Raw genomic sequence first — 24,228 nt, forward strand, 5'->3', positions numbered from 1 at the left:
TTGACCCTTCTACCTGCGGGAGAAGCTGCCCCGAAGGGGCGGATGAGGGGACGAGCCAAGCCTTGTGTCATTGGACAACCCAAAGGCTTCGCCCCGTCCCCTCACCCCAACTCCTCTTAACGATGCGCAGGTTGCGATGGCTTACTGCGCAGGTTGCGGCTGCGATTGCTGCGGCGCCTGCTGATTGCCGAAATCCACCTGCGGTGCGCGCGAAATCTGCGCTTCGTTTTCCACGCTGAAATTGGGCTTGGCCTGATAGCCGAAGATCTTGGCGGTGATCACCTGCGGGAACGAACGGATGTAGGTGTTGTAGTCCTGCACCGTCTGGATGTAACGACCGCGCGCCACGGTGATGCGGTTCTCGGTGCCTTCCAGCTGCACCTGCAGATCGCGGAACGACTGGTCGGATTTGAGTTGCGGATAGTTTTCGCTGACCACCAACAGGCGCGACAGTGCGCTGCCAAGCTCGCCCTGCGCCTGCTGGAATCGCTTCAACGAGGCTTCGTCGTCGGCGTTGACCTGGATCTGCCCCACACGCGAGCGCGCATTGGTCACTTCGGTCAGCACCTGGCGCTCCTGCTGGGCGTAGCCCTGCACGGTGCGCACCAGATTGGGAATCAAATCGGCACGACGCTGATATTGGTTCAGCACCTCCGACCAACCTGCCTTGACCCCTTCTTCCTTCTGCTGGATTGCGTTGTAGCCGCAACCGGACAGCGAGACGGTCAGCATCAGCAACACCAGGGCGCGAATCAGGACGGGCATGCAGGCGATTCCGTTGAAAGAGAGCTGCAGCATGCCACGCGGCGAGTCAAGCCGGCATGCACATGCGCCCGCCTGACGGACGATCCGGGCCCAGCGCGGTGGGCCTGACAACAGAAAGAAGCAGTCGCAGCATGCTGCGTGGCCGGGACGCATCGCTGGTGCCTAGGTGCGGCGCATCGCCATGAACGCCGCCACGCAGACGACACTCCAGTCGCCTACAGAAGCATGGCAGCTGCAGGTCGCGCAAACGCAGTGCTCCTCAGAACAAGCGCGGCAGCAGGATCAGTCCCCAGCACAACAGCACATTGATCAGCAGCAGGAACACTGCCGCCGAGCCCATGTCCTTGGCGCGGCCGGCCAGTACATGGTGCTCGGGGCCGTAACGTTCGATCACCGCCTCGATCGCCGAATTCAGCAATTCGGCGGCCAGCACGATCAGCAGCGGCGCGATCAGCGCGATGCGTTCCAGGCCGGACTGGCCGAGCCACAGCCCCAGCGGCACCAGCACTACCGCCAGGCACACCTCCAGCCGGAACGAGGATTCGTGCAGCCATGCCGCGCGCAATCCCTGCCACGACCAGATCGCCGCCTTGAGCATGCGGCGCGGGCCGCGCGGCACGTGTCCCAGTTGATCTGCCATGCGTCAGTGCTTCCGGCCGCAAGGGCGTGTCTGGGGACGGCTCGAACGCATGGCGTGGTCACTGCTGAGGAAAGTGCGAATCTTGCACCGTCATGCAGCGCGCCGCCAGGGCGCACGACGCGCCCGAACGGGTGGCGCTGGGTCTGCGATGCGGTCAGATGCTGCCGCATGGCGCAATTTCTGCCCCAGCGCCGGTGCAGGCCCGGCGATGCGATCTGCGAGCAAGCCGATAACACGCGCTGCAAGCCCACCGGTTTGCCCTACGCTTCCAGCCTGTCGCACCATGGTGGCCCGCTTCGCTGTCGCAGGTTCTTTCGCATGACCAAACATCCCTTGCGCACGCTGCTGTGCGTCCTTGCCTTGTTGTCCGGCCACGTCCACGCCGCCGCACCGAACGCCGCGCCACAGATACCGGCGCAGGTGTCCAATGCCGCCTGGGAAGCCGACATGCGTCGCTTTTCCGACAGCGATGCGCAACAACCGCCGCCCAGGCACGGCATCGTCTTCGTCGGCAGTTCGTCGATCCGTTTCTGGGACACGCTGGCGCAGGATTTCCCCGGAATGCCGGTGATCAATCGCGGCTTCGGCGGTTCGGAAGTGCGCGACAGCACCTGGTATGCCGACCGTATCGTGATTCCGTATGCACCGCGCCAAGTGGTGCTGTATGCCGGCGACAACGATCTCAACAGCGGCCGCACGCCGCAGCAGGTGCGCGACGATGTACTGGCATTCGTCAAGCGCGTCCGCCGTGATCTGCCCACCGCGCGCATCAGCTATCTATCGATCAAACCCAGTCCATCGCGCGCGCATCTGCTGCCGGCGATCGTCACCGCCAATCGCCTGATCAAGGACGCACTCGCGCCGCTGCCGCACGTGGACTATGTGGATGTCTACACGCCGATGCTCGATGCCGACGGCAAACCGCGCGCCGAGCTGTTCCGCCAAGACATGCTGCACATGACCGCCGAGGGCTATGCCATCTGGCGCAAGGCGGTGGCCCCGGTGTTGGGGCAGAAGTAGCGATCGACAGGTCGCGCTGGCGACGCATTCGCCAGCGCGACCGATCGATTGGTTGCGGCACCCGATCACGCCGATGCATCTGGCGTCTGCGCGTAACGGCAAGGCAGACAGCGTCAATGCCAGGTAGTGGAAAACCCCATCATCGGCAGGCGCAACCGGTGCCCCAGGCGCGTGCAACGTGTTCCCCCGCCTGGGCCGATACCAAGCAAACCACATGCCGTTAAGGCCGCCACTCCCTCAGGCCACCACCACTGCAACCGAGGTACCGACACCCGACTCGCTATGCAGTTCGATCCGCCAGCCGAAGCGATCGCACAGCCGGCGCACGATCGACAGACCCAGGCCGGTGCCCTGCGGGCGTGTGGGATCGGCGCGGAAAAACGGCTCGAACGCGCGCGCGCGCGCTTCTTCGCTCATGCCGATTCCGGTATCGCGCACGATGATGCGGTCCTGGGTGACCTCCACTTCGATGCTGCCGGTGTCGGTATAGGCGCAGGCATTACGCAGCAGGTTGCTCAGCACCACGCGCATCACGCGCGGCGGGGCGAACATCTGCAGGCTGCGGTCACCGACCTTCGTCAGGGACACCGGCTTGTCGCCCAGCAATTCGCGGGCACTGTCGACCTCTTCGCTGGCCAGTTCGGCGGCATCGAAGGTTTCACTTTGCGGGTCGATCTCCGCTTCGCGCGCCAGGATCAGGAAGGCGTCGATCACCGCTTCCATGTCGCGGCCGGCGCGCTGGATCCGGCGCAGGCTGCGCTGGGTGCGTTGCGACAATTCGTCGTCGGCCAGCGCCATGTCGCTGGCCACCCGAATCACCGTCAACGGTGTACGCAGTTCGTGGCTGGCATCGCGGGTGAAGTTGCGCTCGCGCGCGACGTGCTCACTGACCTTCTGCCCGAGCGTATGCAGGGCGGCGGCCAATTGCCGGGTCTCGCCCTGCAGGTCGGCAGGAAGCCGCTCCGGTGCCAGTTCGTCGACATCGGGGTTGCGCGGATCCCACTGCGACACGCGCCATACCAGCCAGCTGATCGGCGACACCAGCCGTCTGGACGTTTGGTAGGTCACCCAGAACACGCCGTAGATCGCCAGCAGTACCAGCATCGCCGGCACCACGCCGAACCAGAGCGTCAGGTGCGCCGCACGCGAGCGTGGAAACACCAGATACAAGCGCCCTTCCGGACGTTGATCGACATACACCAGGGCGTCGGCGGCCGCCACTTCCCTGAAGCCCGGCGACAACCGCTGCAACGCTGCCGGCGCAGTGTCGCGGCCTTGCCCGGTGGGCGAAAAATAGCCCTGGATGTTGCGTGTATTTGGCGGCGGGTTGTTGGGCGCGCTCTTGCGCATCTGCCAGAAATGCACCGCCTCGTCGGCAAGCACGGTCCGCACCAGGCTGTACTTGATGACGAACGACAGCAGATAACCGCCCAGCACGATCGCCAGGCCCGCCAGAGCGACCTGCAGAAGAAAGGCCAGACGTATTTTTCGTGAAAGCCCGTGCGGCATTGCTGCATCCAGGGGAGAGCGCCGGATTATAGGCAACGCTTCCGTAAGCCCGTCGTGCAGCCAGACGGCAGCACGCGGAAGCGACAGGCGCGTGGGCGCCTACAGGAGGTGACCGACCGCCAGAACGGTGGCCGGCCGGTGACATCAGGCCATCGGCTGAGCGATGTCGGCAATGCGGTAGCCGGCGCTCTGCACGGTATGCAGCAGCGGGCGATCGAACGGCTTGTCGATGATCTTGCGCAGGTTGTACAGATGGCTGCGCAAGGTGTCCGAATCCGGCAACCCGTTGCCCCAGATCTCGCGCTCGATTTCCTGGCGGGTGACCACACGCGGCGACTCGCGCATCAGGATGGTGAGCAGCCGCAGGCCGATCGGCGAAAGCTGCAGCTCGGTGCCGGCGCGGGTGGCACGCATGCTGACCGGATCGAGCACCAGGTCGGCGACCTTGAGCACTTCCGAGCCCACCTGGCGACGCTCGCGACGGATCAGGGCACGTAGACGCGCTTCCAGTTCCTGGATCGCAAATGGCTTGGTCAGGTAGTCATCCGCACCGAAACCCAAGCCGGTAAGCTTGTCGTCGAGCGTGTCGCGGGCGGTCAACATCAGCACCGGGGTGGATTTGCGTGCGTCGTTACGCAGGCGACGACACACTTCGATGCCGTCCAGACGTGGCAGCATGAGATCCAGCACGACCACGTCGTAGCTGTTCTCGGCGGCCAGACGATAGCCGTCGAGTCCGTCCTGTGCATAGTCGACCTCGAAGCCACGGCCTTCTAGGTACTCGCCGATCATTTCAGAGATATTGCGGTTGTCTTCGACGACCAGCACGAGGCCGGACGTTTCCTTGGTCTGACGCATGGACTTTCCTCGGTCTTCAGCTTTGTGAAACATGCCGGATCGGCAGTGGAAAGGGCGTGAAGATCAAGTAACGCTTTGTAACGGCATGTGGTCGCTGCCAGCTGTCAACGCCCGAGCATGGGGCGTAGCGCCGGCCACACCGTTTCCAGCACCTTGGGCTGGGCTGCGGCAGTGGGATGCAGGCCGTCGGCCTGCATCAGGCCTGGCTGCAGTGCGACCTTTTCGAGGAAGAACGGCACCAGCGCCGTCTTGTACTGCCCGGACAGATCGGCGTAGGCCGCCTTCAGGCGCTCGCGGTAGGCGGGGCCGTAATTCGGCGGCACGTCGATGCCGAGCAACAACACCTGCGCGCCGGCCTGCTGGCTGAGCCGGATCATCTTTTCCAGATTACCCTTGAGCTGGGCCGGGGTCAGGCCGCGCAGCGCATCGTTGCCGCCGAGTTCGATCACTATCACACCGGGGCGATGCTTCTGCAGCAGGCCGGGCAGCCGCGTCAACGCACCGGATGTGGTTTCGCCGCTGATGCTGGCATTGACGACCGCCGGTGGCGTCGCCATGTCACGCTTGAGACGTTGGTCCAGCAAGTTGACCCAACCGGACTGCACCGGGATGTTGTGTGCAGCGCTCAGGCTGTCGCCGACCACCAGGATCGGTGCAGTCGCCACCGGACTTTTGGCAGAGGCAATTCCTGGCGCAAGCAGGGACAGTGTCAGCAGCCACAGGACTAGCGCGCCATATCGCAGTGTTCTTTCACGCATTCGGAGATTCCTCATCGACAGTCTGGCCCCCCGCTCCAGCACCCGCACCGCCATCGACGTCCGCGAGGTCGGTAAATCCGTCAATGGACCGGAGGGAACGCTCCACATCCTCGACAACGTCAGCTTGACGGTCGGTGAAGGCGACAGTATCGCCATCGTCGGCGCGTCCGGTTCGGGCAAGACCACCCTGCTCGGACTGCTTGCCGGCCTGGACCTGCCCAGCCGCGGCAGCATCGCGTTGTCCGGGCAGGATCTGGGCCAGCTGGACGAGGAAGCCCGCGCCGCCTTGCGCGCGCGCGAGGTGGGCTTCGTGTTCCAGAGCTTCCATCTGCTGCCGGCGCTCACCGCCGAAGAAAACATCGCGCTGCCGCTGGAACTGGCCGGACGCGAGGATGCGGCGCGGGTGCGCGAGGTGCTGGAAGCGGTCGGCCTGAGCGCGCGCGCGCGCCACTACCCGCGCCAGCTGTCCGGCGGCGAGCAGCAACGTGTGGCGCTGGCACGCGCGTTCGTGGCCAAACCGCGCATCCTGTTTGCGGACGAGCCCACCGGCAGCCTGGACCAGACCACCGGTGCGCAGATCAGCGACCTGCTGTTCGCGCTCAATGCCACCAGCGACACCACGCTGGTGCTGGTGACTCACGACATGACGCTGGCGCAACGCTGCAATCACGTCTACCGCATCGACAGCGGCCGCCTGCACGCCCAGCCCGGTTCGGCCGCATGAACGTACTGCGTCAAGCCGCGCGCGCCATGCGCCGCGAATTCCTGGCCGGCGACCTGCTGACCGTGTTCGCCGCGCTGGTGCTGGGCGTGGCGGTGATGACGGCGGTCGGCACGCTGGTCGATCGGGTGACCCTGGCGCTGACCTCCAGCGCGGCCGAAGTGCTCGGTGGCGATCTGGGCGTGACCGGCCGCCAGGAGATCCCGGCCGACTTCGCCGAAGAAGCGCAGCGTCGTGGCTTGCGGAGCACGCGCATGGTCAGCTTCCCCAGCGTCCTGTTTCATGGCGACGCCAGCCAGATGGCCAATATCCGCGGTGTCGGCGCGGGCTACCCGTTGCGTGGGCAATTGCTGGTGTCCACGGACAGTGCCGGCATGCAGGGCAAGCCTGCGGGCGCACCACCGCCGGGCCAGGCCTATGCCGACCCTCGTCTGCTGGAGGCCCTGGGCCTGCGCGTGGGCGAACAGCTGGAATTCGGCGCTGGCCATCTCACCATCACCGGCGTGCTGCGTGCCGAGCCGGATGCGTCCGGTGAGCTGATGCAGTTGTCGCCGCCGCTGCTGGTCAATCGCGCCGATATCGATGGTGCTGGCCTGCTTGGCCCCGGCAGTCGCGCCTCGTACCGGCTGATGTTCTCCGGCGCGCCCGATGCCATCGCCGACTTGCGCGCCTGGCTGAAACCGCGCGCCAGCGAATACCGCCTGGTCGGCATCGAGGACACCCAGCGCGGCATGCGCGCGGCGTTCGATCGCGCGGGGCGCTTTTTGGCCTTGTCGGCATTGCTGGCGGTGCTGTTGTCCGGCGTGGCGACCGCGTTGGCAGCCAACCGCTTTGCGATGCGCCGTATCGACACCGTGGCGGTGTTGCGCTGCCTGGGCGCACGCCAGCGCGACATCCTGGCGATGCTGTCGCTGCAACTGCTGCTGACTGCGATTCCGGCCTGCCTGGTCGGGATCGGGCTGGGCATGCTGGCGCAGGAAGGCCTGGTGCAGGCGCTGGGCAGCCTGATCCCGAACCGGCTACCGTTGCCGCAGGCCACCCCTGCCCTGGCCGGTGCAGGCATCGGCCTGGTGCTGTTGCTGGGCTTCGGCCTGCCGCCGCTGCTGCGGCTGCGCAACGTGCCGCCGATGCGCGTGCTCAACCGCAGCTTTGCCGCGGTGCCGCCAAGTTCCTTGCTGGTCTACGCCGCGGCATTGGCGGCCACGCTGGCGCTGACCGTGTACGCGACCGGCAACCTGGTGCTGGCCGGCTGGGTCCTGGGCGGCCTGGCCGCACTGGCGCTGGTGGCGATGGCGCTGGGACTGGGCCTGCTGGCCTTGCTGCGGCCGATCCAGCACCGCCTGCGCGGCGCCTGGAAGCTGGGCCTGGCCTCGCTCACGCGGCGACGCGGGCTGAGCGTTGTGCAGTTGGTCGGGCTGTCGCTGTCGTTGTGCGCGCTGCTGCTGCTGGCGGTGGTCGGCCCCGGCCTGCTCGGGCAGTGGCGCAACCGCCTGCCGGCGGACACGCCCAACTATTTCCTGATGAACATCCAGCCCGAGCAGACCGAGCCGGTGCTGCAGACGCTGCGCGGCCTGGGCGTGGAGGATGCGGCCGTGGAGCCGTTTTCGACCGGGCGCCTGGTGGCGATCAACGACAGGCCGCCACTACGCGGCGACCGCGATCCGGCCGACGATGGCGATGGCGACAACCGCCCGGTCAATTTCTCCTGGCGGCATGCATTTCCGCCGGCAAACACCCTGCTGGAAGGCAGATTCTGGGCGGCCGACAGTACTGCGCCGGAGGCCTCGGTGGAAGAAGGCTGGGCGCAACGGTACCAGCTCAAACTGGGCGACCGCATCACCCTGCTGCTGGGCGAGCAGCAGCGCAGCTTCACCGTCACCAGCATCCGCAAGGCCGACTGGGATTCTTTCCGGGTCAATTTCTTCCTGCTGCTCAATCAGGGCTCGGTCGGCGATGCGCCGTACAACCTGATTTCCAGCTTCCATCTGCCGCCCGGCAACGCGCCCAGGCTGGCGTCGCTGAGCCGCGACTACCCCAACATTTCGGTGCTGGACATCGATGCGATCCTCGGCCGCGTGCGCGAGGTGATCGACCAGGTGGCGCAGGCGGTGCAACTGGTCATGGGTTTCAGCCTGCTGGCCGGCGTGCTGGTGCTGCTGGCGGCCTTGCAGGCCACCGCCGGCGAGCGTCGCTATGACAGTGCGGTGCTGCGCACGCTGGGCGCGCGTCGCGGGCAGTTGCGTGGCGCGGTGCTGGTGGAATTCGGCGCGCTCGGCCTGTTGGCGGCAACGCTGGCGGTGACCGCCGCCGCGGTGATCGGAGCGGTGGTCGGGCAAAAAGCCTTCGAGATCGCGTTGACGCCGGATTGGCCGCGCCTGCTGATCGGTGGCACGTTTGGCCTGGTGTTGAGTCTGCTGGCCGGCTGGTCGGGCACGCGACGCATCCTGTCCACGCCGCCGGCGTTGGCGCTGCGCACCGAGTAAGGCCCGATCCCGATCGGTTCAACCCGCGAACGGGCGGCGCGCAGGCGTCGCCCGTTCGCGTTCCGTCGCGCTGCCGCATATACCGGCAGCGCATAAGCACCTTGCCAATCGTACGTTCGCAGCCGCGACCGGACTGCCTACAGTGATATGTCCGGCTGCCGGCCAAGGCGGCCATTCGTTGCCGTCGAGGTGCCACCGTCATGGCCAGCGTCACTTCCGCTGCGCGTGCGCAACCGCCGCGCGATGCGATTTCCACAGAGCACCCTTCCGGTGTCCGGATCGTGCCGTTCGATGCCCCGCTGGGCGCCGAAGTGATCGGTCTGGATCTGTCGCAGCCTCTGGATGCGGATACCTTTGCGCGCATCCATCAGGCGCATCTGGACCACCACGTGCTCGTGTTCCGCGAGCAACGCATCACGCCGGCGCAGCAGGTCGCTTTCAGCCGTCGCTTCGGCCCGCTGCAGATCCATGTGCTGCGTAACTTCCAGCTGCGCGGACATCCGGAAGTGCTGGTGGTGTCCAACATCAAGGAGCACGGCGAGCCGATCGGTCTGGGCGATGCCGGGCACTACTGGCATTCGGACCTGTCGTACAAGGACACGCCCAGCCTGGGATCGTTGCTGCATGAGCAGGAACTGCCCAGCGAGGGCGGCGACACCTTGTTCGCCAATCAGCACCTGGCCTGGCAGACCCTGCCCGACGCGCTCAAGCACACGGTACAGGATCTACGTGCCGAGCACAGCTATCTGGCCAAGTACGAAGAACTGCGTGCGCGCAATCCGTGGCGCCCGGCGCTGACGCCTGAACAGATCGCCGAAGTGAAACCCGTGCAGCATCCGATCGTGCGCACACACCCGGAAACCGGGCAGAAAGCGTTGTTCGTCAGCGAGCATTTCACCACCCGTATCGTCGGCTTGCCCGACGACGAAAGTGATGCACTGCTGCAGGCCCTGTTCGCACACAGCACCGGCAGTGCCCTGGTGTATCGGCACCGCTGGCAGCCGCACGACATGGTGTTCTGGGACAACCGCTCGGTCATACATCTGGCCGCCGGCACGCCCGATCACCTGCGCCGTCGGCTCAACCGCACCACCATCGAAGGCGATGCGCCGTTCTAGCCAAGGTGCTGCCTTGCGCGCGTCTGGCAGCACGTAGTGCGCTGGGAAACGCGCCCTCTTCCTCCCCCCCTCGACTGGAGCGCCGCATGCGTTTGACCGTTACCTCTCACGCACGTCCGCGCGGACGTTTTTCCCGACGTGTCGCGCTGCTGCTCCTGGCCGCATTGCCGTTGCTGCACAGCGCGCATGCGCAGGCCGAAGGAAAGCTGCGCGTCGCCAAGCAGTTCGGCATCGTCTATCTGTTGCTGGACGTGGCACAGGATCAGAAGCTGATCGAGCAGCAGGGCAAGGCGGCCGGCGTGGACATCGACGTGCAGTTTCTGCAGTTGTCCGGTGGTGCGGCAGTCAACGATGCCCTGCTGACCGGTTCGATCGATATCGCCGGCGCCGGTGTCGGGCCGTTGTTCACCATCTGGGACCGTACGCATGGCCGCCAGAATGTGCGCGGTGTGGCCTCGCTGGGCAACTTCCCGTACTACCTGATCAGCAACAATCCGCGCATCAAGAGCATCGGCGATTTCACTCCGCAGGACCGCATTGCGGTGCCGGCCACCGGCGTGTCGGTGCAGTCGCGTTTCCTGCAGCATGCTTCGCAACAACGCTGGGGCGACAAGGGCACCCATCAACTGGATCCACTGCAGGTCGCGTTACCGCACCCGGACGCGGCCGCCGCAATCATCCGTGGCCGCACCGAGATCACCGCGCATTTCGCCAGCCCGCCATTCCAGGAGCAGGAACTGGCGCGCAATCCGGCCGCACACATCGTGACCAGCTCCTACGAGATCGAAGGCGGCCCCTCGTCGGCCACCGTGCTGTATGCCACCGAGACATTCCGCCGCGACAATCCCAAGACCTATCGCGCCTTCGTCGCGGCGCTGGATCAGGCCGCACGCTTCGTCACCGCGCATCCGGAACAGGCGGCGGATATCTTTCTGCGTCGCAATGGCTCGAGCATCGATCGCGCACTGGTGTTGCAGATCCTCAAGGACCCGAAAGTGCAGTTCACCGTGGTACCGCAGAACACGCTGGGACTGGGCAAGTTCATGCAGCACAGCGGCGCGATCAAGCAGACCCCGAGCAAGCTGAGCGACTACTTCTTCGACGATCCGCTGATTGCCGGTGGGAGCTGAGCGATGAGTCCGTCCACACCATTGCTGCAGGTCGATCACGTCAGCCTGGAATATGCCTCCGCGCAACGCGTGGTGCGCGCCACCCACCGCGTGCGCTTCGATGTGCACGAAGCCGATCGCTTCGTGCTGCTGGGGCCGTCGGGTTGCGGCAAATCCACCCTGCTCAAGGCGGTGGCCGGCTTCGTCACCCCGCGCGAGGGGCAGATCCGTCTGGATGGCAACGCGGTCACCGGGCCGGGGCCGGACCGGGTGGTCGTCTTCCAGGAATTCGACCAGCTGGCGCCGTGGAAGACCGTGCGCGAGAACGTGGTGTTCGGCCTGCGCGCAGCCCGCAAGCTGTCGCGTGCCGAGGCGCGCGAACGTGCCGACGACAGCCTGGCCCAGGTCGGGCTGAGCGCGTTCGCCGGGGCTTACCCGCACACCTTGTCCGGCGGCATGAAACAACGCGTGGCGATTGCGCGTGCATTGGCGATGCGCCCACGCGTGTTGTTGATGGACGAACCGTTCGCCGCACTCGATGCATTGACGCGTTCGCGCATGCAGGAGCAGGTGCTGGAGTTGTGGGAGCAATTGCGCTTCACCTTGTTGTTCGTCACTCATTCGATCGAGGAGGCGCTGGTGGTCGGTAATCGCGTGCTGCTGTTGTCGCCGCATCCGGGCCAGGTGCGCGCCGAACTCAACGCGCATGCGTTCGGCCCGCACAGCGCCGGCAGCGTGGCGTTCCAGCAGACCGCGCAGCGGATTCATCGGCTGCTGTTCGACCTGCCCGACGACGCCCTGGATGACGCCAAGGTGGCGCCATTGCGTCGCCCGGCCGAGCGCCAGCGCGAGGCGCTGCCATGAGCCGCGCCAACGCCCCCGCGCTGCCGCCACTGCCACCAGTGCGGGCCGAGTACGAAGTCGCCCTGCAGCCGCTCGATCCCGCGTTGATTGCAGCCGCCGTACCGCTGCGCTGGCGAGCACCGCCATGGCTGCGCAAGGCGCTGGTGCTGGTGGTGCTGGTCGCGGTGTGGGAGATCGCCGCACGCGTGGTTGGCGACGACCTGATGCTACCCAGCGCGCTGCAGACCGCACGCGCGTTCTACGATGGGCTGCTGTCGGGCGAATTGCTGCGCCGCGTGGGCGCTTCGCTGCGTGTGCTGGCGCAGGGTTACGCGCTCGGCGTGGTGCTGGCCTTCGTACTGACCGCGTTGGCCGCCTCCACGCGCTGGGGCCGAGACGTGCTCGGCACGCTGACGGCCATGTTCAATCCGCTGCCGGCGATCGCGCTGCTGCCGCTGGCCTTGCTGTGGTTCGGCCTGGGCACCGGCAGCCTGGTGTTCGTGCTGGTGCATTCGGTGCTGTGGCCGCTGGCGCTGACCACCTATGCCGGCTTCCAGGCGGTGCCGGAGACCCTGCGCATGGCCGGGCGCAATTACGGGCTGCGTGGGCCGCGCTACGTGGCGCAACTGCTGATTCCCGCCGCGCTGCCGGCGATCCTGTCCGGGCTGAAGATCGGCTGGGCCTTCGCCTGGCGCACCTTGATCGCCGCCGAGCTGGTATTCGGCGCCACCTCCGGCCAGGGCGGTCTGGGCTGGTACATCTTCCAGAACCGCAACGAGCTCTATACCGACCGCGTGTTCGCCGGCCTGGCGATGGTGATCGTGCTGGGCCTGCTGGTGGAGGGCGTGGTGTTCCAGGCCATCGAGAGGTTGACCGTGCGTCGCTGGGGCATGCAGCGCTAGCGGGGTGACCGCAGGCGCGGCACACGGCCGGGCGTTCTGCCTGGCCGTACTGCAGGCGAGCCTCGCACCGGCCTCCAGCGGCCTGAGCTACGTGCCGGACTCATCGGCACGGTCGCGTGCGCTTAACGGGACTGGCTTATGCTGCCGGCCCCTAGCTGCCACTGCCGTCATGCCTACCGCGTCCTTCACTGCCTATCTGTATCCGGTGCTGCTGCTGCTCGCCAGCAACGTGTTCATGACCTTCGCCTGGTACGGGCATCTGAAGTACAAGAGCACGCCGCTGATGATCGCGATCCTGGTCAGCTGGGGCATCGCGTTCTTCGAATACTGCCTGCAGGTACCGGGCAACCGCCTGGGCAGCGCGGTGTACTCGGCGCCGCAGCTCAAGGGCATGCAGGAAGTGATCACACTGCTGGTGTTCGCCGGCTTCTCCACGTTTTACCTGGGCCAGTCGTTGAAGTGGAATCACTGGGCCGCGTTCGGCTTGATCCTGGTGGCGGCGTTCCTGATGTTCAAGGAGTAACGGCTTTTTGAACGACCAACCGCCGTCTCGCTCGTAGGAGCGCACCAGGGCGCGACCTCGCAAGAGCGTCCTGTGATGCGATGGGCGTTCTCGGGAATGCCCGATCGCGCCCGGGTGCGCTCCTACGGCATCCGGATGACTAGTTCGCCGGTTCGACCCACTGCGCGAACACCGCGTCGATCTGCGCGTCCTTGACCCGTTTGCCGTTCTGCACCATCTCTGCCTGCTCGAACATCGGCATGATCATCGCCATGCCGTCCGGCTTGGTCTTCAGATGCAGGCCCGGCGGGGTATCGAGCAACCTGGCCCAGCGCGTGCGCACCTTGGCCCAGTAGTCTTGGGTACCTTTCCAGTAGGCATAGGCCGGGGCGAAGTCGACCTCGGTGGTCTTGCGGTAATCGTTGAAGCCAAATTCGCGCGCGATCGCTTCCTGGCTGCCGTCGGGCTTGCGCAATACCTTGGTATTGAACTGCTCGTGGGTCCAGCCGTTGGGCGTAAGCGTGTGGCGATTGATCACCGCGAGCGCGTTGTAGTCGCTGCGCCTGGTGTACTCGCGGCGCGGCAACGGGCGCCAGCTCAGATCGCTGGTCCAGGTGGGATGGCCATCGGCGTAGTCCCAGCGACCGGTGCCGCAATAGCGCGGCGCGTCGCTGACCTCGTAGACGCACTGGGTCCAGGCGCCGGTGGTGACTGCCGGCGGCAGCGCATGCACCGTCCAGGTCTGATCGGCGCTGAATTCGAAACGCTGCGGCGCCTCGTAGATCCAGTCCTGCCGCCAATGCTTGGTCACGTGCTTGCTCTTTTCGTCGACCAGCAAATGCTGCAGCACCAGCTTGCGCGGCGCGTCCTCCACCACGATCACCACTTCGCTGGCGCCGCTGCGCATGGCCGAGGCACGCTCGTAACCGGGTTTGAGCAACACGGTCTCGTCGAAGGCAAAGTCCACGGCGTACTCGCCCTGCATCGCCAGGATGCTCTGGCGATCGCGCTGGGCATCGGCAGCGGCGATCAACGGCAACAGGCTCAATGTCAGTGCGATACAACGGGAAAACGTTCGACTCATCGGAACTCTCGGGAGTGGTTGGAGACGTCAGCGGCGCAGGCGCACCAGCGACGTCGTCATATCGGACGGGGTGATGTTGCTGGACGTGATGGAGCTGGTACGCAAGGCGGCAGCGCGCGCGCAGCAGCAATCGTCCACCGCCACACGTCCGTCGATGCCCTCCTCGCGCGCAAGACGTGCGGCAACTTCTGCACCCAGCGCCGACACGGTCGCCAGGCTGGCGACCAACGGCTGCTCGCGAGTTGCAGCAGTCTGCAGGCGCAGCGCGCTCAATCGCCACGCTTCGCCGCGCATGCGCCCGGCCAGACGACGCCACAACCGCTCGCCGACGCCCAGCTCATGGCTTTCCATCGGCAGTGGCGGCAGACGCGAAACCAGGCGATCCCAGATCAGAAAGTCGCTGTCGGGCAATAGACAGATCCGCCAGCAGCACTGCCCCTCGGCATCGAAGAACCAGATGCTCTCACGCACGCCATCGCTGTCGACCTGCCGGCACGCCGCCGCATCCACCGCGTGTTGCCAGCCATCCAGTTCGTTGCCCAATGCGGGCCGATACAGGCACAGCACCGTGCCCAGCGCCGCCAACTGCTGCGGCCGCGGCAACGTAGCGCGGGTGGCACGTGCATGCGACAACGACGGCAGCGGGCGGGCGATGGGCATGGCAGCTACCAGCTCAGGGCGCTGGCCGGCCCGCGCACCACTTCGACGCGCTTGAGCGTTTCCAGATCGACGAAGTTGCGGTTGGCGTTGAGGTAGCTGCCGAAGCTGAAGGTGTCCGACACCGGCACGTTGTCGACCAGGGTCGCCATGCGGTTGCCGTCCAGCCCGCGGATGCGGATGCCGCTGGCGCCGGTGAAACGGCCGCTGGTGCTGGTCACCGACACGCCCGGCGTGTAGCGGAACAGATCCTTGAGCTCGCGCACCAGTTGGTTGTCCAGTTGTTCGCGATCAATCACATCCACCATGCTCGGCACATCGGCCAGGGCGCGCTGGGTACGCGTGGCGGTGACCTGCAGCCGGTCGAAGTCGTGGGCCTCACGCGCGGCATCACCACTGGCGGCGAGGTCGGCAGCGTGAGCACTCAACGGAAGAGCAGGCAGCGCCAGCGACAGCGCGACCACCAGCGGATGCAGGCGCATCATCGGGAACCTTTGGACGGAAGTTCCCGGCAGCGTGTGCTGCAGCCTAGGCCGCGACCGGCCGCCGGGAGAGAACGTGGGGGTGCGCGGACGGCGGCGGCAACGCCCGCGACAAACGACCCGATCCCCTGCGCCAATGCGCGGAATCGGAGGGTAGGCCTTACTTGGTCAGGATGAGCTTGTCGTTGCTGGTGTGGCGCAGGCGATAGACGCGGTCGCCATGCTGGATCAGCACTTCGCGACGGCCTTTGAGCAGCGCCTCGCTGCTGATGAGGTCTTCTGCGGGGACGGCACGCGGGGCAGCGCGGTCGCGCAGGTTGACCGGTTCGGAGCGGAGCAGCACGGGATGAGCGGTCATGATCTGGATCTCCAGTCGGTTGGCCAGACAAATAATAACCATTCTCATTTAATGATCAAGAGCCATTCTCATCTTATCGACATGACCTTTGCATGGATTGGACGATTCCGATTCACCAGGCCTATTGAAAATATCCGGCCACGTTTTCCGCCGGTGTTTTTTAGGTGGGAGATCGTTGTCTTGCTGATGAGGACTGCATTGGGCAAGCGAGAGGACTGACTGAACGGCGGACCATTGCGATGAGAGATTTGGCCGGCGTGCAGGACCGGCCAGATGCGGCCTCTCGTTTGCGTTGAAGAGCCCGACGAACCAACACCGCGCAGTCGACCGTCCGCACTCACGCCCACCGCACGGCTGTCCTCAGCGCGTCGCCGCCTCTACCCGTGCCCAACCGTCGGCTTCGACCTGGGTCAAGGTCTCCAGCGCGCCGAGATTTTCTTCCAGCTGCGCCACCCGACTGGCACCCAGGATCACCGTGGACACGTGCGGGTTGCGCAGGCACCAGGCGATGGCCAGGCGCGCGGGCGACTGGCCCAGCGCGGCGGCCAAGGCGCAGAACGCGCGGGCGCGTTCCAGGCGGCGCGCTTCCGGCGCGCCTAGCACTTCGTCCTGCAACCATTGATTGCCCGGCTGGCCGAGGCGGCTGTCGGCGTCCACCCCGGCGTTGTACTTACCGGTCAGCAGGCCCGAGGCCAGCGGCGACCAGATCGTGGTGCCCAGCCCGCTCTCGCACAGCGGCGCGTATTCGCGCTCCAGCCGGTCGCGGTGCAGCAGGTTGTACTGCGGTTGCTCCATCGCCGGAGCGTGCAGGTGCTCCTGCTCGGCGATGCGGATGGCCTCGCGCAACTGCTCGGCGCTCCACTCGGAGGTTCCCCAGTACAGCACCTTGCCCTGGCGGATCAGGGCATCCATGCTGCGCACGGTTTCGCGGATCGGCGTGTCCGGGTCGGGCCGGTGACAGAAGTACAGGTCCAGATAGTCCACGCGCAGGCGCTTGAGCGCGGCATGGCAGGCGTCGGTGACATGCTTGCGCGAGAGTCCGCGCTGGGTCGGCCGCGGGCTGTCCACCGAGCCGAAGAACACCTTGCTCGACACGCAGTAACCATCGCGCGGCAGGCGCAGATCGGCGATCACATCGCCCATCACCTCTTCGGCGCGGCCGCGTGCGTAGACCTCGGCGTTGTCGAAGAAATTGATGCCGTTGTCCCAGGCAGCGGCAATCAGGTTGCGCGCTTCGCTGCGCCCGATCTGCTTGCCGAAAGTGACCCAGGCCCCGAACGACAAGGCCGACAGCTGCAGCCCGGTGGCCCCCAGACGACGGTATTGCATTGGCAGACTCCAACAACCTCCGCGGCGCCCTGCCCCGGATCGGCGTGCGCAGTGTAGGACGTGGTGCTGCCAGGGCGACAGGGTGAGGCGCCTTGGCACCGCACAGATCGGTCCCGCATGCACGTCTGCTGGTGTGGCGCATTGCGTTCAACGATGACGTGGCAATGCAGGAGTTGCTTGCCGATCAGCAGTAGCAATCTTGGGAGCGTGGTGTCGCGTCCGGGGGCGGGACCGTGTGGCGGCATGGATGCCGCCACCGAGCCTCCACGGACGGATTCACGGCGTGTCCCGACACCGGATGCGGCGCCGCGCTGCCGACCAACTCCGCACACCGATCCATCTATGCACGACATCTATCTTTTCAATGCGAACGCTTCGGTCTGCCGAGGGTGCTTGCACGCGTACCGGTGTGGGACACGCCGCAAGTACGTCCGTGTAGGCTCTGGCGCGGCATCCATGCCGCTCAAGGTCCCACGCCGGCACCCGCGCAAGCACCACCGGTTGTTGTCGGTTGCGGAAAGAAATGCCGAGGTCCTGCTGGGCGACAGGTCCTTCGTAGCGTCCATCCTGGCGCCGTGAAAGCAGATAGATGGCTTGCCGATTACATCGGAAAGGAAGTCCACAGGAATCAACACGTGCTTGAAAGCATTGCTTGCCGATCAGCAGTAGCACTCTTGGGAGCGTGGTGCTGCGTCCGGGGGCGGGACCGTGTGGCGGCATGGATGCCGCCACCGAGCCTCCACGGACGGATTCACGGCGTGTCCCGCCACTGGATGCGGCGCCGCACTGCCGACCAACTCCGCACACCGATCCATCTATGCACGACATCTATCTTTTCAATGCGAACGCTTCGGGTCTGCCGAGGGCGCTTGCACGCCTACCGGTGTGGGACACGCCGCAAGTACGTCCCTGTAGGCTCTGGCGCGGCATCCATGCCGTCAAGGTCCCACGCCGGCACGCGCGCAAGCACCACCGGTTGCTGTCGACGGCTGAAGGGAAAAGCGGCATCCGGTCGGGTGATCGTGCTTCGGGGCGCGGTCTGTGCGGGCGACGCACGGGCAGCGAATCGACGCCCCCGCCCCATCACCTTGCGCAAGCGTGGCTCGTCTGCCCCCGCGCAGGGAACTGCCCGCGCCCGCCCTGACTCGCCTGCGGGCCAACGGGCGGGCCCTGAATGCTGCTCGCCTTGCCCACGGTCACCCCCTGCTCTAGGCTTCCCGTTTTGCCGTCAGCAGCCCCGGGGATTGGAATGGTCGAAGGTTTGGGAAGGATCGGTTTCGGCCTGTTCGGTCTGGCGGTGCTCATCGGCATCACCTGGCTGTTTTCGAGCAACCGCCGCGCGATCGACTGGAAGCTGGTCACCACCGGTCTGGCGCTGCAGATTTCGTTCGCCGCACTGGTGCTGCTGGTGCCGGGCGGACGCGATGTGTTCGATTCGCTGGGCAAGGGCTTCGTCAAGGTGCTGAGCTTCGTCAATGAGGGGTCGACCTTCATTTTCGGCAACCTGATGAACATCGACAGCTACGGCTTCATCTTCGCGTTTCAGGTGCTGCCCACCATCATCTTCTTCTCGGCGCTGATGGGCGTGCTCTACCATCTGGGCGTGATGCAGGTCGTTGTACGTGCGATGGCGTGGGCGATCACCAAGGTGATGCGCGTCTCCGGTGCGGAAACCACCAGCGTGTGCGCCAGCGTGTTCATCGGCCAGACCGAGGCGCCGCTGACGGTGCGCCCTTACATCCCCAAGATGACCCAGTCCGAGCTGCTGACGATGATGATCGGCGGCATGGCGCATATCGCCGGCGGCGTGCTTGCCGCCTACGTCGGCATGCTCGGCGGCAGCGATCCCGCGCAGCAGGCGTTCTACGCCAAGCATCTGCTCGCCGCCAGCATCATGGCCGCACCCGCCACGCTGGTGGTCGCCAAACTGCTGGTGCCGGAAACCGGCACCCCGCTGACCCGCGGCACGGTCAAGATGGAAGTGGAAAAGACCACCAGCAACGTCATCGATGCGGCGGCGGCCGGCGCCGGCGATGGCCTGCGGTTGGCGCTCAACATCGGCGCGATGCTACTGGCCTTCATTGCGCTGATTGCCCTGATCAATGCACCGCTGACCTGGCTGGGCGAAATCACCGGCGCCGCCGCGCTGCTGGGCCGCCCGACCAACCTGTCGACGATCTTCGGCTACGTGCTGGCGCCGATTGCCTGGGTGATCGGCACCCCGTGGGTGGACGCGACCACGGTCGGTTCGCTGATCGGGCAGAAGGTGGTGATCAACGAGTTTGTCGCCTACAGCGAGCTGTCGCGTATCGTGAAGGGCGAAGTGCCGGGCGTGGGCCTGAGCGCGGAAGGTCGGCTGATTGCCACGTATGCGCTGTGCGGCTTTGCCAATTTCAGCTCGATTGCGATCCAGATCGGTGGCATCGGCGGGCTGGCACCGGAACGCCGTCACGATCTGGCCAAATTCGGCCTGCGCGCAGTGCTGGGCGGTTCGATCGCCACGTTCATGACCGCTACCATTGCCGGTGTGCTCTCGCATTTCGGTTGAGGCGGCGCGGGTTCATCGGTATGACGGTCTAATCGCCGCACGCCACGTTTCATTCAGTCATTCAAGTCAAGGGTATTTATGAGTTCGGTCGTCGTTGTCGGGTCCTTCAATGTCGATCACGTGTGGCGCTGTGATGTCCTGCCTGCGCCGGGCGCCACCATTGCCGGTCGCTACAGCACCGGCCCGGGTGGAAAGGGCTTCAACCAGGCGGTCGCGGCCGCACGTGCCGGTGCCAGGACGCACTTTCTGTGCGCATTGGGCGACGACGCCGGCGGCGCGTTGGCGCGCTCGCTGGCTGCGCATGACGGGTTCGCGCTGATCGCCGAGCCCAGCAATGAGCCGACCGGCACCGGCGGTATCTATGTCGACGCGCACGGCCGCAATACCATCGTGATCGGGGCCGGTGCCAACTCGGTACTGAGTGCAGCGTTCGTGGACAACCAGCGCGCGCTGGTGGCCTCGTCCGGCGTGCTGCTGGCGCAGTTGGAATCGCCGGCGGAAACCATCGAGTCGGCGCTGGCGCTGGCACGCGAATGCGGCGTACTGACCGTACTCAACGCCGCTCCGGCCAATGCGCCGACCTCGATCGGCCTGCTCAAGCTGTCGGATGTGCTGACGCCCAACGAAACCGAATTTGCCGCCCTGCTCGGCCGCCACGTCGGTGAACGCATCAATGCAGACGATGTGGCGGCGCTGGACGGCAACACGCTGCATTCGTTGTGCCGCAAGTTGCTACCGGGCGGTACGGTGGTGGTGACGCTGGGATCGGTGGGCGCCTTCATCTCGCACGCGGAAGAACAGCTGCGCGGCGACACGGCTGCGCATTACCGTGTGGGCGCGGAGAGCGCGCAGACGGTGGACACCACCGGCGCCGGCGATGCCTTCAATGGCGCGCTGGTGGCCTCGCTGGCGCAGGCGCCCACTGCCAGCTTCATCACCCACGTGCGCTTTGCCACCCGCTACGCCGCGCGCTCCACCGAAGTGGAAGGCGCTGCCACCTCGATGCCGCGCATGGTGCCCGAACCGGCCGTGTGATCCGCGCGCGCTTCAAACAGACCACGAAGGCGACCGCAGCGATGCGGTCGCCTTCTGCGTTCGGGCATCGGCATACCCATGAGACTGCGTCGCTCCGCAAACGACATGTCGAGGCCTGCGCGTCGACGGACGCTACGAACCCGGCTGCGCCGGAGCTCCGATCTTCTTCATCGGACAGTCGTGAAGGTAACGGGAAGCAAGCGTGATGCGAGGTTGGGCGCCCGTACCCTCATCCGGCGCTGACGCGCCACCTTCTCCCGACGGGAGAAGGAATAGAAGCCCCTCTCCCGCCGGCAGAGGGGTTGGGGTGAGGGTACGGTCAGCCAGCAATCTCGCCGCTGCCCTCGCTCTACTGGTCACCTGACCCACACAGCAACCGCACAAGACCGAAGGCCGGAACTGCTCTCCCGATTCCCGATTCCCGATTCCCTACCCAGCTACAATGCCGCCATGCAGATCGGCCCCTACTCCATCGACCCGAAGGTGATCCTCGCCCCGATGGCCGGCGTCACCGACAAGCCGTTCCGGCTGTTGTGCAAGCGGCTGGGCGCCGGGCTGGCGGTGTCGGAGATGACCATCTCCGATCCGCGCTTCTGGGGCACGCGCAAATCGCTGCACCGCATGGATCATGCCGGCGAGCCGGATCCGGTCAGCGTGCAGATCGCCGGCACCGAACCGCAGCAATTGGCCGAGGCGGCGCGCTACAACGTCGACCACGGTGCGCAGCTGATCGACATCAACATGGGTTGCCCGGCCAAGAAGGTCTGCAATGCCTGGGCCGGCTCGGCGCTGATGCGCGACGAGGGCCTGGTGGCACGCATCCTCAGCGCGGTGGTGCAGGCGGTGGATGTGCCGGTGACCCTGAAGATCCGCACCGGGTGGGACTGCGATCACCGCAACGGCCCGACCATCGCGCGCATCGCGCAGGACTGCGGGATCGCCGCGCTGGCCGTGCACGGGCGCACCCGCGATCAGCATTACAGCGGCACCGCCGAGTACGCCACGATTGCGCAGATCAAGGCGGCGCTGCAGATTCCGGTGATCGCCAATGGCGATATCGACTCGCCGCAGAAGGCGGCGCAGGTGCTGCGCGAGACCGGCGTGGATGCGGTGATGATCGGGCGTGCCGCGCAGGGGCGCCCGTGGATCTTCGGCGAGGTGGCGCACTATCTGTCCAGCGGCGAGCTGTTGCCGCCGCCGACGCTGGCGTTCGTGCGCGACACCTTGCTCGGCCATCTGGAAGCGCTGCACGCCTTCTACGGCCAGCCGCAGGGCGTGCGCATCGCGCGCAAGCATCTGGGCTGGTACGCCAAGGACCACCCGCAGAGCGCCGACTTCCGTGCGGTGGTCAATCGCGCCGAAACGCCGGAAGCGCAGCTGGAACTGACCCGCGCGTATTTCGATGCCTTGATCGCCGGCGTGCCGCCAGCGCTGGCGGCGGCTGCCTGAGTTTTCCTGCTTTGCTGGAGCTGCAGCGATGAACGCACCAAGCGACACCCCGACCTATCTGCATGGGTTTTCGTCCACCGAACAGGCACGCCTGCTCAAGCAGGCGCGCCTGCTGGAAGCCACGCTGTTCAACCAAATCGACTACAGCGGCACACGCCGGCTGCTGGAAGTGGGCAGCGGCGTGGGCGCGCAGACCGAAATCCTGCTGCGCCGTTTTCCCGACCTGCACGTCACCGGCGTGGATCTGAGCGAGGCGCAGTTGGGCGCGGCACGCGCCAATCTGGAACGGCTGGCATGGTGCCGCGAGCGCTACACGCTGCAGCAGGCCGATGCGAGCGATCTTCCGTTCGAGGCGCGTCAGTTCGATGCGGCATTCCTGTGCTGGGTGCTCGAGCATGTGCCCTCGCCTGCGCGCGTGCTCAACGAGGTGCGGCGTGTGCTGCTGCCGGGCTCGCCGGTGTATGTCACCGAGGTGATGAACGCCTCGTTCCTGCTGCATCCGTATTCGCCCAACCTGTGGCGCTACTGGATGGCCTTCAACGATTTCCAGCACGACCAGGGCGGCGACCCGTTCGTCGGCGCCAAGCTGGGCAACCTGCTGCTGGCCGGCGGCTTTCGCGATGTGCACACCGAGATCAAGACGCTGCATCTGGACAACCGCGAGCCGGGCCGGCGCAAGACCATGATCGGGTTCTGGGAAGAAGTGCTGCTGTCGGCGGCCGACCAGTTGCGCGAGGCCGGCGCGGTCAACGCAGACACCGTGGATGGCATGCGCCGCGAACTGGCGCAGGTGCACAGCGACCCGAATGCGGTGTTCTTCTACTCGTTCGTGCAGGCGCGCGCGACGGTGTATTGAGCGGGCGTGCTGCTCGACGTGTTGCACGCGCGTTGACGAGCGGCCCCGCCAAGCGGGCCTACCGAGCTGCCGGCGCAGGCGTGGTGGCATGTTCCAGGTCGCCGGTCAGCACCGTGCCGGTCGGCTCGTGCCAGATGCGTCGCCACATCTGCGCCAGCACCTCGCCGATCTGATCGCGCGCCACCGGCGCGCGGTAGGCCGCCTGGATCTGTCGTGGCGTGATCGGTTGCCACTGCCCGTCTTGGCGATGGGCCACCACGAAGTTGAAGTTGTAGTCCGGTTCCAGGCCCATGCGCAGATCGCTGAGCATCAGCTCGTCGTCGACCAGGCGTGCGCGCATGAAACCGCGATTGAACCAGGTCAACCGGCGCACCGCATCGAAACTGGTCACTTCGCCCAGCGCCTGGGTGTTGCTGGAATAACCGCGAAACTGCATCGGGCCCTTGTCGGCCACCAGCGAGCGCTCGCCGATCACATAGCCGTTGGGCGTCATCGCCACCACGCGCCACAGCAAGGTGTTGAGCGGCATCGGCACCGAGAAGCGCGGCGCATCCTTCAAGCCGAGCGCGGCCAGCGCACGGTCCGCTTCCTGGTCGACCAGGTGCTTGGCCAGCAACGACCAGCCCAGATAGGCGGAGCTGAGCGCCAGCCCGATCACCAGCGCGTGCTGCGCGATCGGGCGTGCGCGCGCAAACCACCCTACCGCGCAGGCAAGCAGTAACCACAGCGTGTAGGCCGGGTCGATGATGAAGACGCTCGACCACATCGCCGGATGCGGCTGCAGCGGCCACCACAGCTGGGTACCGTAGACGGTGAAGGCATCCAGCAGCGGATGCGTGATCAAGGCCAGCTGGATCGCCCAGAACCAGCGCTTGGGCGCAGCGGCCACGCGCCCATTGCCGTAACGGCGAAACAGCCACCAGATCAACCCGCCCAGCAACGGCAGCACGAACAACGAATGGCTGGCGCTGCGATGCACCGTCATCAGCGTGACCGGATCGTCGGTCAGCGGCAGCAACACCAGCGCATCGAGATCGGGCAAGGTGCCCAGCGCGGCGCCGGCCAACAGGGCTGCACGGCGCTGTCCTGCCGGTGCGATGGCGGCAGCGATGGCGCCGCCAAGAACGATCTGGGTCAATGAATCCATCGGCCGATGCTAGCAGGCCGGACACCGTCCAATGCCATCGCGCGCGTTCTGGCCG

Annotated in this window: 22 protein-coding genes and 1 pseudogene; 12 read left to right on the top strand and 11 right to left on the bottom strand. The window is 66.1% G+C overall.

Translation table 11 applies throughout. From position 1 onward, the window contains the following. Positions 1-141: 141 nt before the first annotated feature. Positions 142-765, bottom strand: a complete 624-nt coding sequence (locus tag FHT08_RS09685; RefSeq protein WP_166774969.1) for a LemA family protein — start codon at positions 763-765, stop codon at positions 142-144. Positions 766-1,024: 259 nt separating this feature from the next. After that, positions 1,025-1,405 carry a diacylglycerol kinase gene (locus tag FHT08_RS09690; RefSeq protein ID WP_104607379.1) on the bottom strand — a complete coding sequence of 127 codons (381 nt, stop codon included), beginning with the start codon at positions 1,403-1,405 and terminating at the stop codon, positions 1,025-1,027. A 318-nt stretch (positions 1,406-1,723) separates the two neighbouring features. Here FHT08_RS09690 and FHT08_RS09695 point away from each other — a divergent pair, with 318 nt between their 5' ends. Beyond that, positions 1,724-2,425, top strand: a complete 702-nt coding sequence (locus tag FHT08_RS09695; protein WP_166774970.1) for an SGNH/GDSL hydrolase family protein — start codon at positions 1,724-1,726, stop codon at positions 2,423-2,425. 237 nt (positions 2,426-2,662) lie between these two features. Here the strand turns inward: FHT08_RS09695 and FHT08_RS09700 are convergent, their stop codons facing one another. From FHT08_RS09700 to FHT08_RS09710, 3 genes are all read right to left on the bottom strand, one after another. Then, positions 2,663-3,934, bottom strand: coding sequence for a HAMP domain-containing sensor histidine kinase (locus tag FHT08_RS09700; RefSeq protein ID WP_166774971.1), 1,272 nt, complete (start codon positions 3,932-3,934; stop codon positions 2,663-2,665). Positions 3,935-4,078: 144 nt separating this feature from the next. Next, positions 4,079-4,792, bottom strand: a complete 714-nt coding sequence (locus FHT08_RS09705; RefSeq protein ID WP_002811889.1) for a response regulator transcription factor — start codon at positions 4,790-4,792, stop codon at positions 4,079-4,081. A 104-nt stretch (positions 4,793-4,896) separates the two neighbouring features. After that, entirely contained in the window at positions 4,897-5,565 is a 669-nt protein-coding gene (locus FHT08_RS09710) for an arylesterase (protein ID WP_208408955.1), read from the bottom strand. Between the two features lie 91 nt (positions 5,566-5,656). Between FHT08_RS09710 and FHT08_RS09715 the strand changes: the two genes are divergently transcribed. The 7 genes from FHT08_RS09715 (at position 5,657) to FHT08_RS09745 (ending at position 13,249) form a co-directional block, all read left to right on the top strand. Next, positions 5,657-6,274: an ATP-binding cassette domain-containing protein gene (locus tag FHT08_RS09715; protein ID WP_258077291.1), complete on the top strand. Its 618-nt coding sequence runs from the start codon at positions 5,657-5,659 to the stop codon at positions 6,272-6,274. After that, on the top strand, positions 6,271-8,754 hold the full coding sequence (locus FHT08_RS09720; protein ID WP_166774973.1) for an FtsX-like permease family protein: 2,484 nt from the start codon (positions 6,271-6,273) through the stop codon (positions 8,752-8,754). The genes FHT08_RS09715 and FHT08_RS09720 overlap by 4 nt, the downstream gene beginning before the upstream one ends. Positions 8,755-8,954: 200 nt before the next feature. After that, the gene (locus FHT08_RS09725; RefSeq protein WP_166774974.1) at positions 8,955-9,872 is read left to right on the top strand and encodes a TauD/TfdA family dioxygenase; all 918 of its coding nucleotides are present in this window, start codon (positions 8,955-8,957) and stop codon (positions 9,870-9,872) included. An 86-nt stretch (positions 9,873-9,958) separates the two neighbouring features. Beyond that, the gene (locus FHT08_RS09730) at positions 9,959-11,002 is read left to right on the top strand and encodes an ABC transporter substrate-binding protein (protein ID WP_104538485.1); all 1,044 of its coding nucleotides are present in this window, start codon (positions 9,959-9,961) and stop codon (positions 11,000-11,002) included. A 3-nt stretch (positions 11,003-11,005) separates the two neighbouring features. After that, entirely contained in the window at positions 11,006-11,845 is an 840-nt protein-coding gene (locus FHT08_RS09735) for an ABC transporter ATP-binding protein (RefSeq protein ID WP_104538486.1), read from the top strand. Next, complete coding sequence (locus FHT08_RS09740; protein WP_104607371.1) at positions 11,842-12,726, top strand: ABC transporter permease; 885 nt, start codon at positions 11,842-11,844, stop codon at positions 12,724-12,726. The genes FHT08_RS09735 and FHT08_RS09740 overlap by 4 nt, the downstream gene beginning before the upstream one ends. 169 nt (positions 12,727-12,895) lie before the next feature. Next, the gene (locus tag FHT08_RS09745) at positions 12,896-13,249 is read left to right on the top strand and encodes a DMT family protein (RefSeq protein WP_039408585.1); all 354 of its coding nucleotides are present in this window, start codon (positions 12,896-12,898) and stop codon (positions 13,247-13,249) included. Positions 13,250-13,388: 139 nt separating this feature from the next. Here the strand turns inward: FHT08_RS09745 and FHT08_RS09750 are convergent, their stop codons facing one another. From FHT08_RS09750 to FHT08_RS09770, 5 genes and pseudogenes are all read right to left on the bottom strand, one after another. Further along, entirely contained in the window at positions 13,389-14,312 is a 924-nt protein-coding gene (locus FHT08_RS09750; protein ID WP_166774975.1) for a DUF6607 family protein, read from the bottom strand. 27 nt (positions 14,313-14,339) lie between these two features. Then, complete coding sequence (locus FHT08_RS09755; RefSeq protein ID WP_104607369.1) at positions 14,340-14,972, bottom strand: Hemin transport protein; 633 nt, start codon at positions 14,970-14,972, stop codon at positions 14,340-14,342. A 14-nt stretch (positions 14,973-14,986) separates the two neighbouring features. Further along, positions 14,987-15,454 (bottom strand): annotated as a pseudogene (locus FHT08_RS09760) (TonB-dependent receptor plug domain-containing protein); the annotation flags it as partial. Between the two features lie 157 nt (positions 15,455-15,611). Next, on the bottom strand, positions 15,612-15,851 hold the full coding sequence (locus tag FHT08_RS09765) for a hemin uptake protein HemP (protein ID WP_024938306.1): 240 nt from the start codon (positions 15,849-15,851) through the stop codon (positions 15,612-15,614). Positions 15,852-16,169: 318 nt separating this feature from the next. Beyond that, positions 16,170-17,138, bottom strand: a complete 969-nt coding sequence (locus FHT08_RS09770) for an aldo/keto reductase (RefSeq protein ID WP_166774976.1) — start codon at positions 17,136-17,138, stop codon at positions 16,170-16,172. A gap of 1,249 nt (positions 17,139-18,387) precedes the next feature. Between FHT08_RS09770 and FHT08_RS09775 the strand changes: the two genes are divergently transcribed. The 4 genes from FHT08_RS09775 (at position 18,388) to FHT08_RS09790 (ending at position 23,026) form a co-directional block, all read left to right on the top strand. After that, positions 18,388-19,686, top strand: coding sequence for a nucleoside transporter C-terminal domain-containing protein (locus tag FHT08_RS09775; protein ID WP_166774977.1), 1,299 nt, complete (start codon positions 18,388-18,390; stop codon positions 19,684-19,686). Positions 19,687-19,764: 78 nt separating this feature from the next. Continuing rightward, positions 19,765-20,721: a ribokinase gene (locus tag FHT08_RS09780; protein ID WP_016903834.1), complete on the top strand. Its 957-nt coding sequence runs from the start codon at positions 19,765-19,767 to the stop codon at positions 20,719-20,721. A gap of 450 nt (positions 20,722-21,171) precedes the next feature. Then, on the top strand, positions 21,172-22,170 hold the full coding sequence (gene dusB, locus FHT08_RS09785; protein WP_166774978.1) for a tRNA dihydrouridine synthase DusB: 999 nt from the start codon (positions 21,172-21,174) through the stop codon (positions 22,168-22,170). A gap of 28 nt (positions 22,171-22,198) precedes the next feature. Then, positions 22,199-23,026 carry a class I SAM-dependent methyltransferase gene (locus tag FHT08_RS09790; RefSeq protein ID WP_166774979.1) on the top strand — a complete coding sequence of 276 codons (828 nt, stop codon included), beginning with the start codon at positions 22,199-22,201 and terminating at the stop codon, positions 23,024-23,026. Positions 23,027-23,084: 58 nt separating this feature from the next. Here the strand turns inward: FHT08_RS09790 and FHT08_RS09795 are convergent, their stop codons facing one another. Then, positions 23,085-24,173, bottom strand: coding sequence for a metal-dependent hydrolase (locus tag FHT08_RS09795; protein WP_104607362.1), 1,089 nt, complete (start codon positions 24,171-24,173; stop codon positions 23,085-23,087). Between the last annotated feature and the right edge of the window lie 55 nt (positions 24,174-24,228).

This window comes from Xanthomonas sp. CFBP 8151, from assembly GCF_011761885.1.
In the GTDB taxonomy this organism is placed as follows: domain Bacteria; phylum Pseudomonadota; class Gammaproteobacteria; order Xanthomonadales; family Xanthomonadaceae; genus Xanthomonas; species Xanthomonas arboricola_B.

Bases quoted from the DNA above. Each gene is read 5' to 3' on its own strand.
- FHT08_RS09690 (WP_104607379.1), bottom strand. From the start codon at position 1,405: ATGGCAGATCAACTGGGACACGTGCCGCGCGGCCCGCGCCGCATGCTC.
- FHT08_RS09740 (WP_104607371.1), top strand. From the start codon at position 11,842: ATGAGCCGCGCCAACGCCCCCGCGCTGCCGCCACTGCCACCAGTGCGG.
- FHT08_RS09745 (WP_039408585.1), top strand. From the start codon at position 12,896: ATGCCTACCGCGTCCTTCACTGCCTATCTGTATCCGGTGCTGCTGCTG.
- FHT08_RS09790 (WP_166774979.1), top strand. From the start codon at position 22,199: ATGAACGCACCAAGCGACACCCCGACCTATCTGCATGGGTTTTCGTCC.
- FHT08_RS09700 (WP_166774971.1), bottom strand. From the start codon at position 3,934: ATGCCGCACGGGCTTTCACGAAAAATACGTCTGGCCTTTCTTCTGCAG.
- FHT08_RS09685 (WP_166774969.1), bottom strand. From the start codon at position 765: ATGCCCGTCCTGATTCGCGCCCTGGTGTTGCTGATGCTGACCGTCTCG.
- FHT08_RS09735 (WP_104538486.1), top strand. From the start codon at position 11,006: ATGAGTCCGTCCACACCATTGCTGCAGGTCGATCACGTCAGCCTGGAA.
- FHT08_RS09780 (WP_016903834.1), top strand. From the start codon at position 19,765: ATGAGTTCGGTCGTCGTTGTCGGGTCCTTCAATGTCGATCACGTGTGG.
- dusB (WP_166774978.1), top strand. From the start codon at position 21,172: ATGCAGATCGGCCCCTACTCCATCGACCCGAAGGTGATCCTCGCCCCG.
- FHT08_RS09720 (WP_166774973.1), top strand. From the start codon at position 6,271: ATGAACGTACTGCGTCAAGCCGCGCGCGCCATGCGCCGCGAATTCCTG.
- FHT08_RS09730 (WP_104538485.1), top strand. From the start codon at position 9,959: ATGCGTTTGACCGTTACCTCTCACGCACGTCCGCGCGGACGTTTTTCC.
- FHT08_RS09725 (WP_166774974.1), top strand. From the start codon at position 8,955: ATGGCCAGCGTCACTTCCGCTGCGCGTGCGCAACCGCCGCGCGATGCG.
- FHT08_RS09795 (WP_104607362.1), bottom strand. From the start codon at position 24,173: ATGGATTCATTGACCCAGATCGTTCTTGGCGGCGCCATCGCTGCCGCC.
- FHT08_RS09710 (WP_208408955.1), bottom strand. From the start codon at position 5,565: ATGAGGAATCTCCGAATGCGTGAAAGAACACTGCGATATGGCGCGCTA.
- FHT08_RS09755 (WP_104607369.1), bottom strand. From the start codon at position 14,972: ATGCCCATCGCCCGCCCGCTGCCGTCGTTGTCGCATGCACGTGCCACC.
- FHT08_RS09695 (WP_166774970.1), top strand. From the start codon at position 1,724: ATGACCAAACATCCCTTGCGCACGCTGCTGTGCGTCCTTGCCTTGTTG.
- FHT08_RS09750 (WP_166774975.1), bottom strand. From the start codon at position 14,312: ATGAGTCGAACGTTTTCCCGTTGTATCGCACTGACATTGAGCCTGTTG.
- FHT08_RS09770 (WP_166774976.1), bottom strand. From the start codon at position 17,138: ATGCAATACCGTCGTCTGGGGGCCACCGGGCTGCAGCTGTCGGCCTTG.
- FHT08_RS09765 (WP_024938306.1), bottom strand. From the start codon at position 15,851: ATGGTTATTATTTGTCTGGCCAACCGACTGGAGATCCAGATCATGACC.
- FHT08_RS09705 (WP_002811889.1), bottom strand. From the start codon at position 4,792: ATGCGTCAGACCAAGGAAACGTCCGGCCTCGTGCTGGTCGTCGAAGAC.
- FHT08_RS09775 (WP_166774977.1), top strand. From the start codon at position 18,388: ATGGTCGAAGGTTTGGGAAGGATCGGTTTCGGCCTGTTCGGTCTGGCG.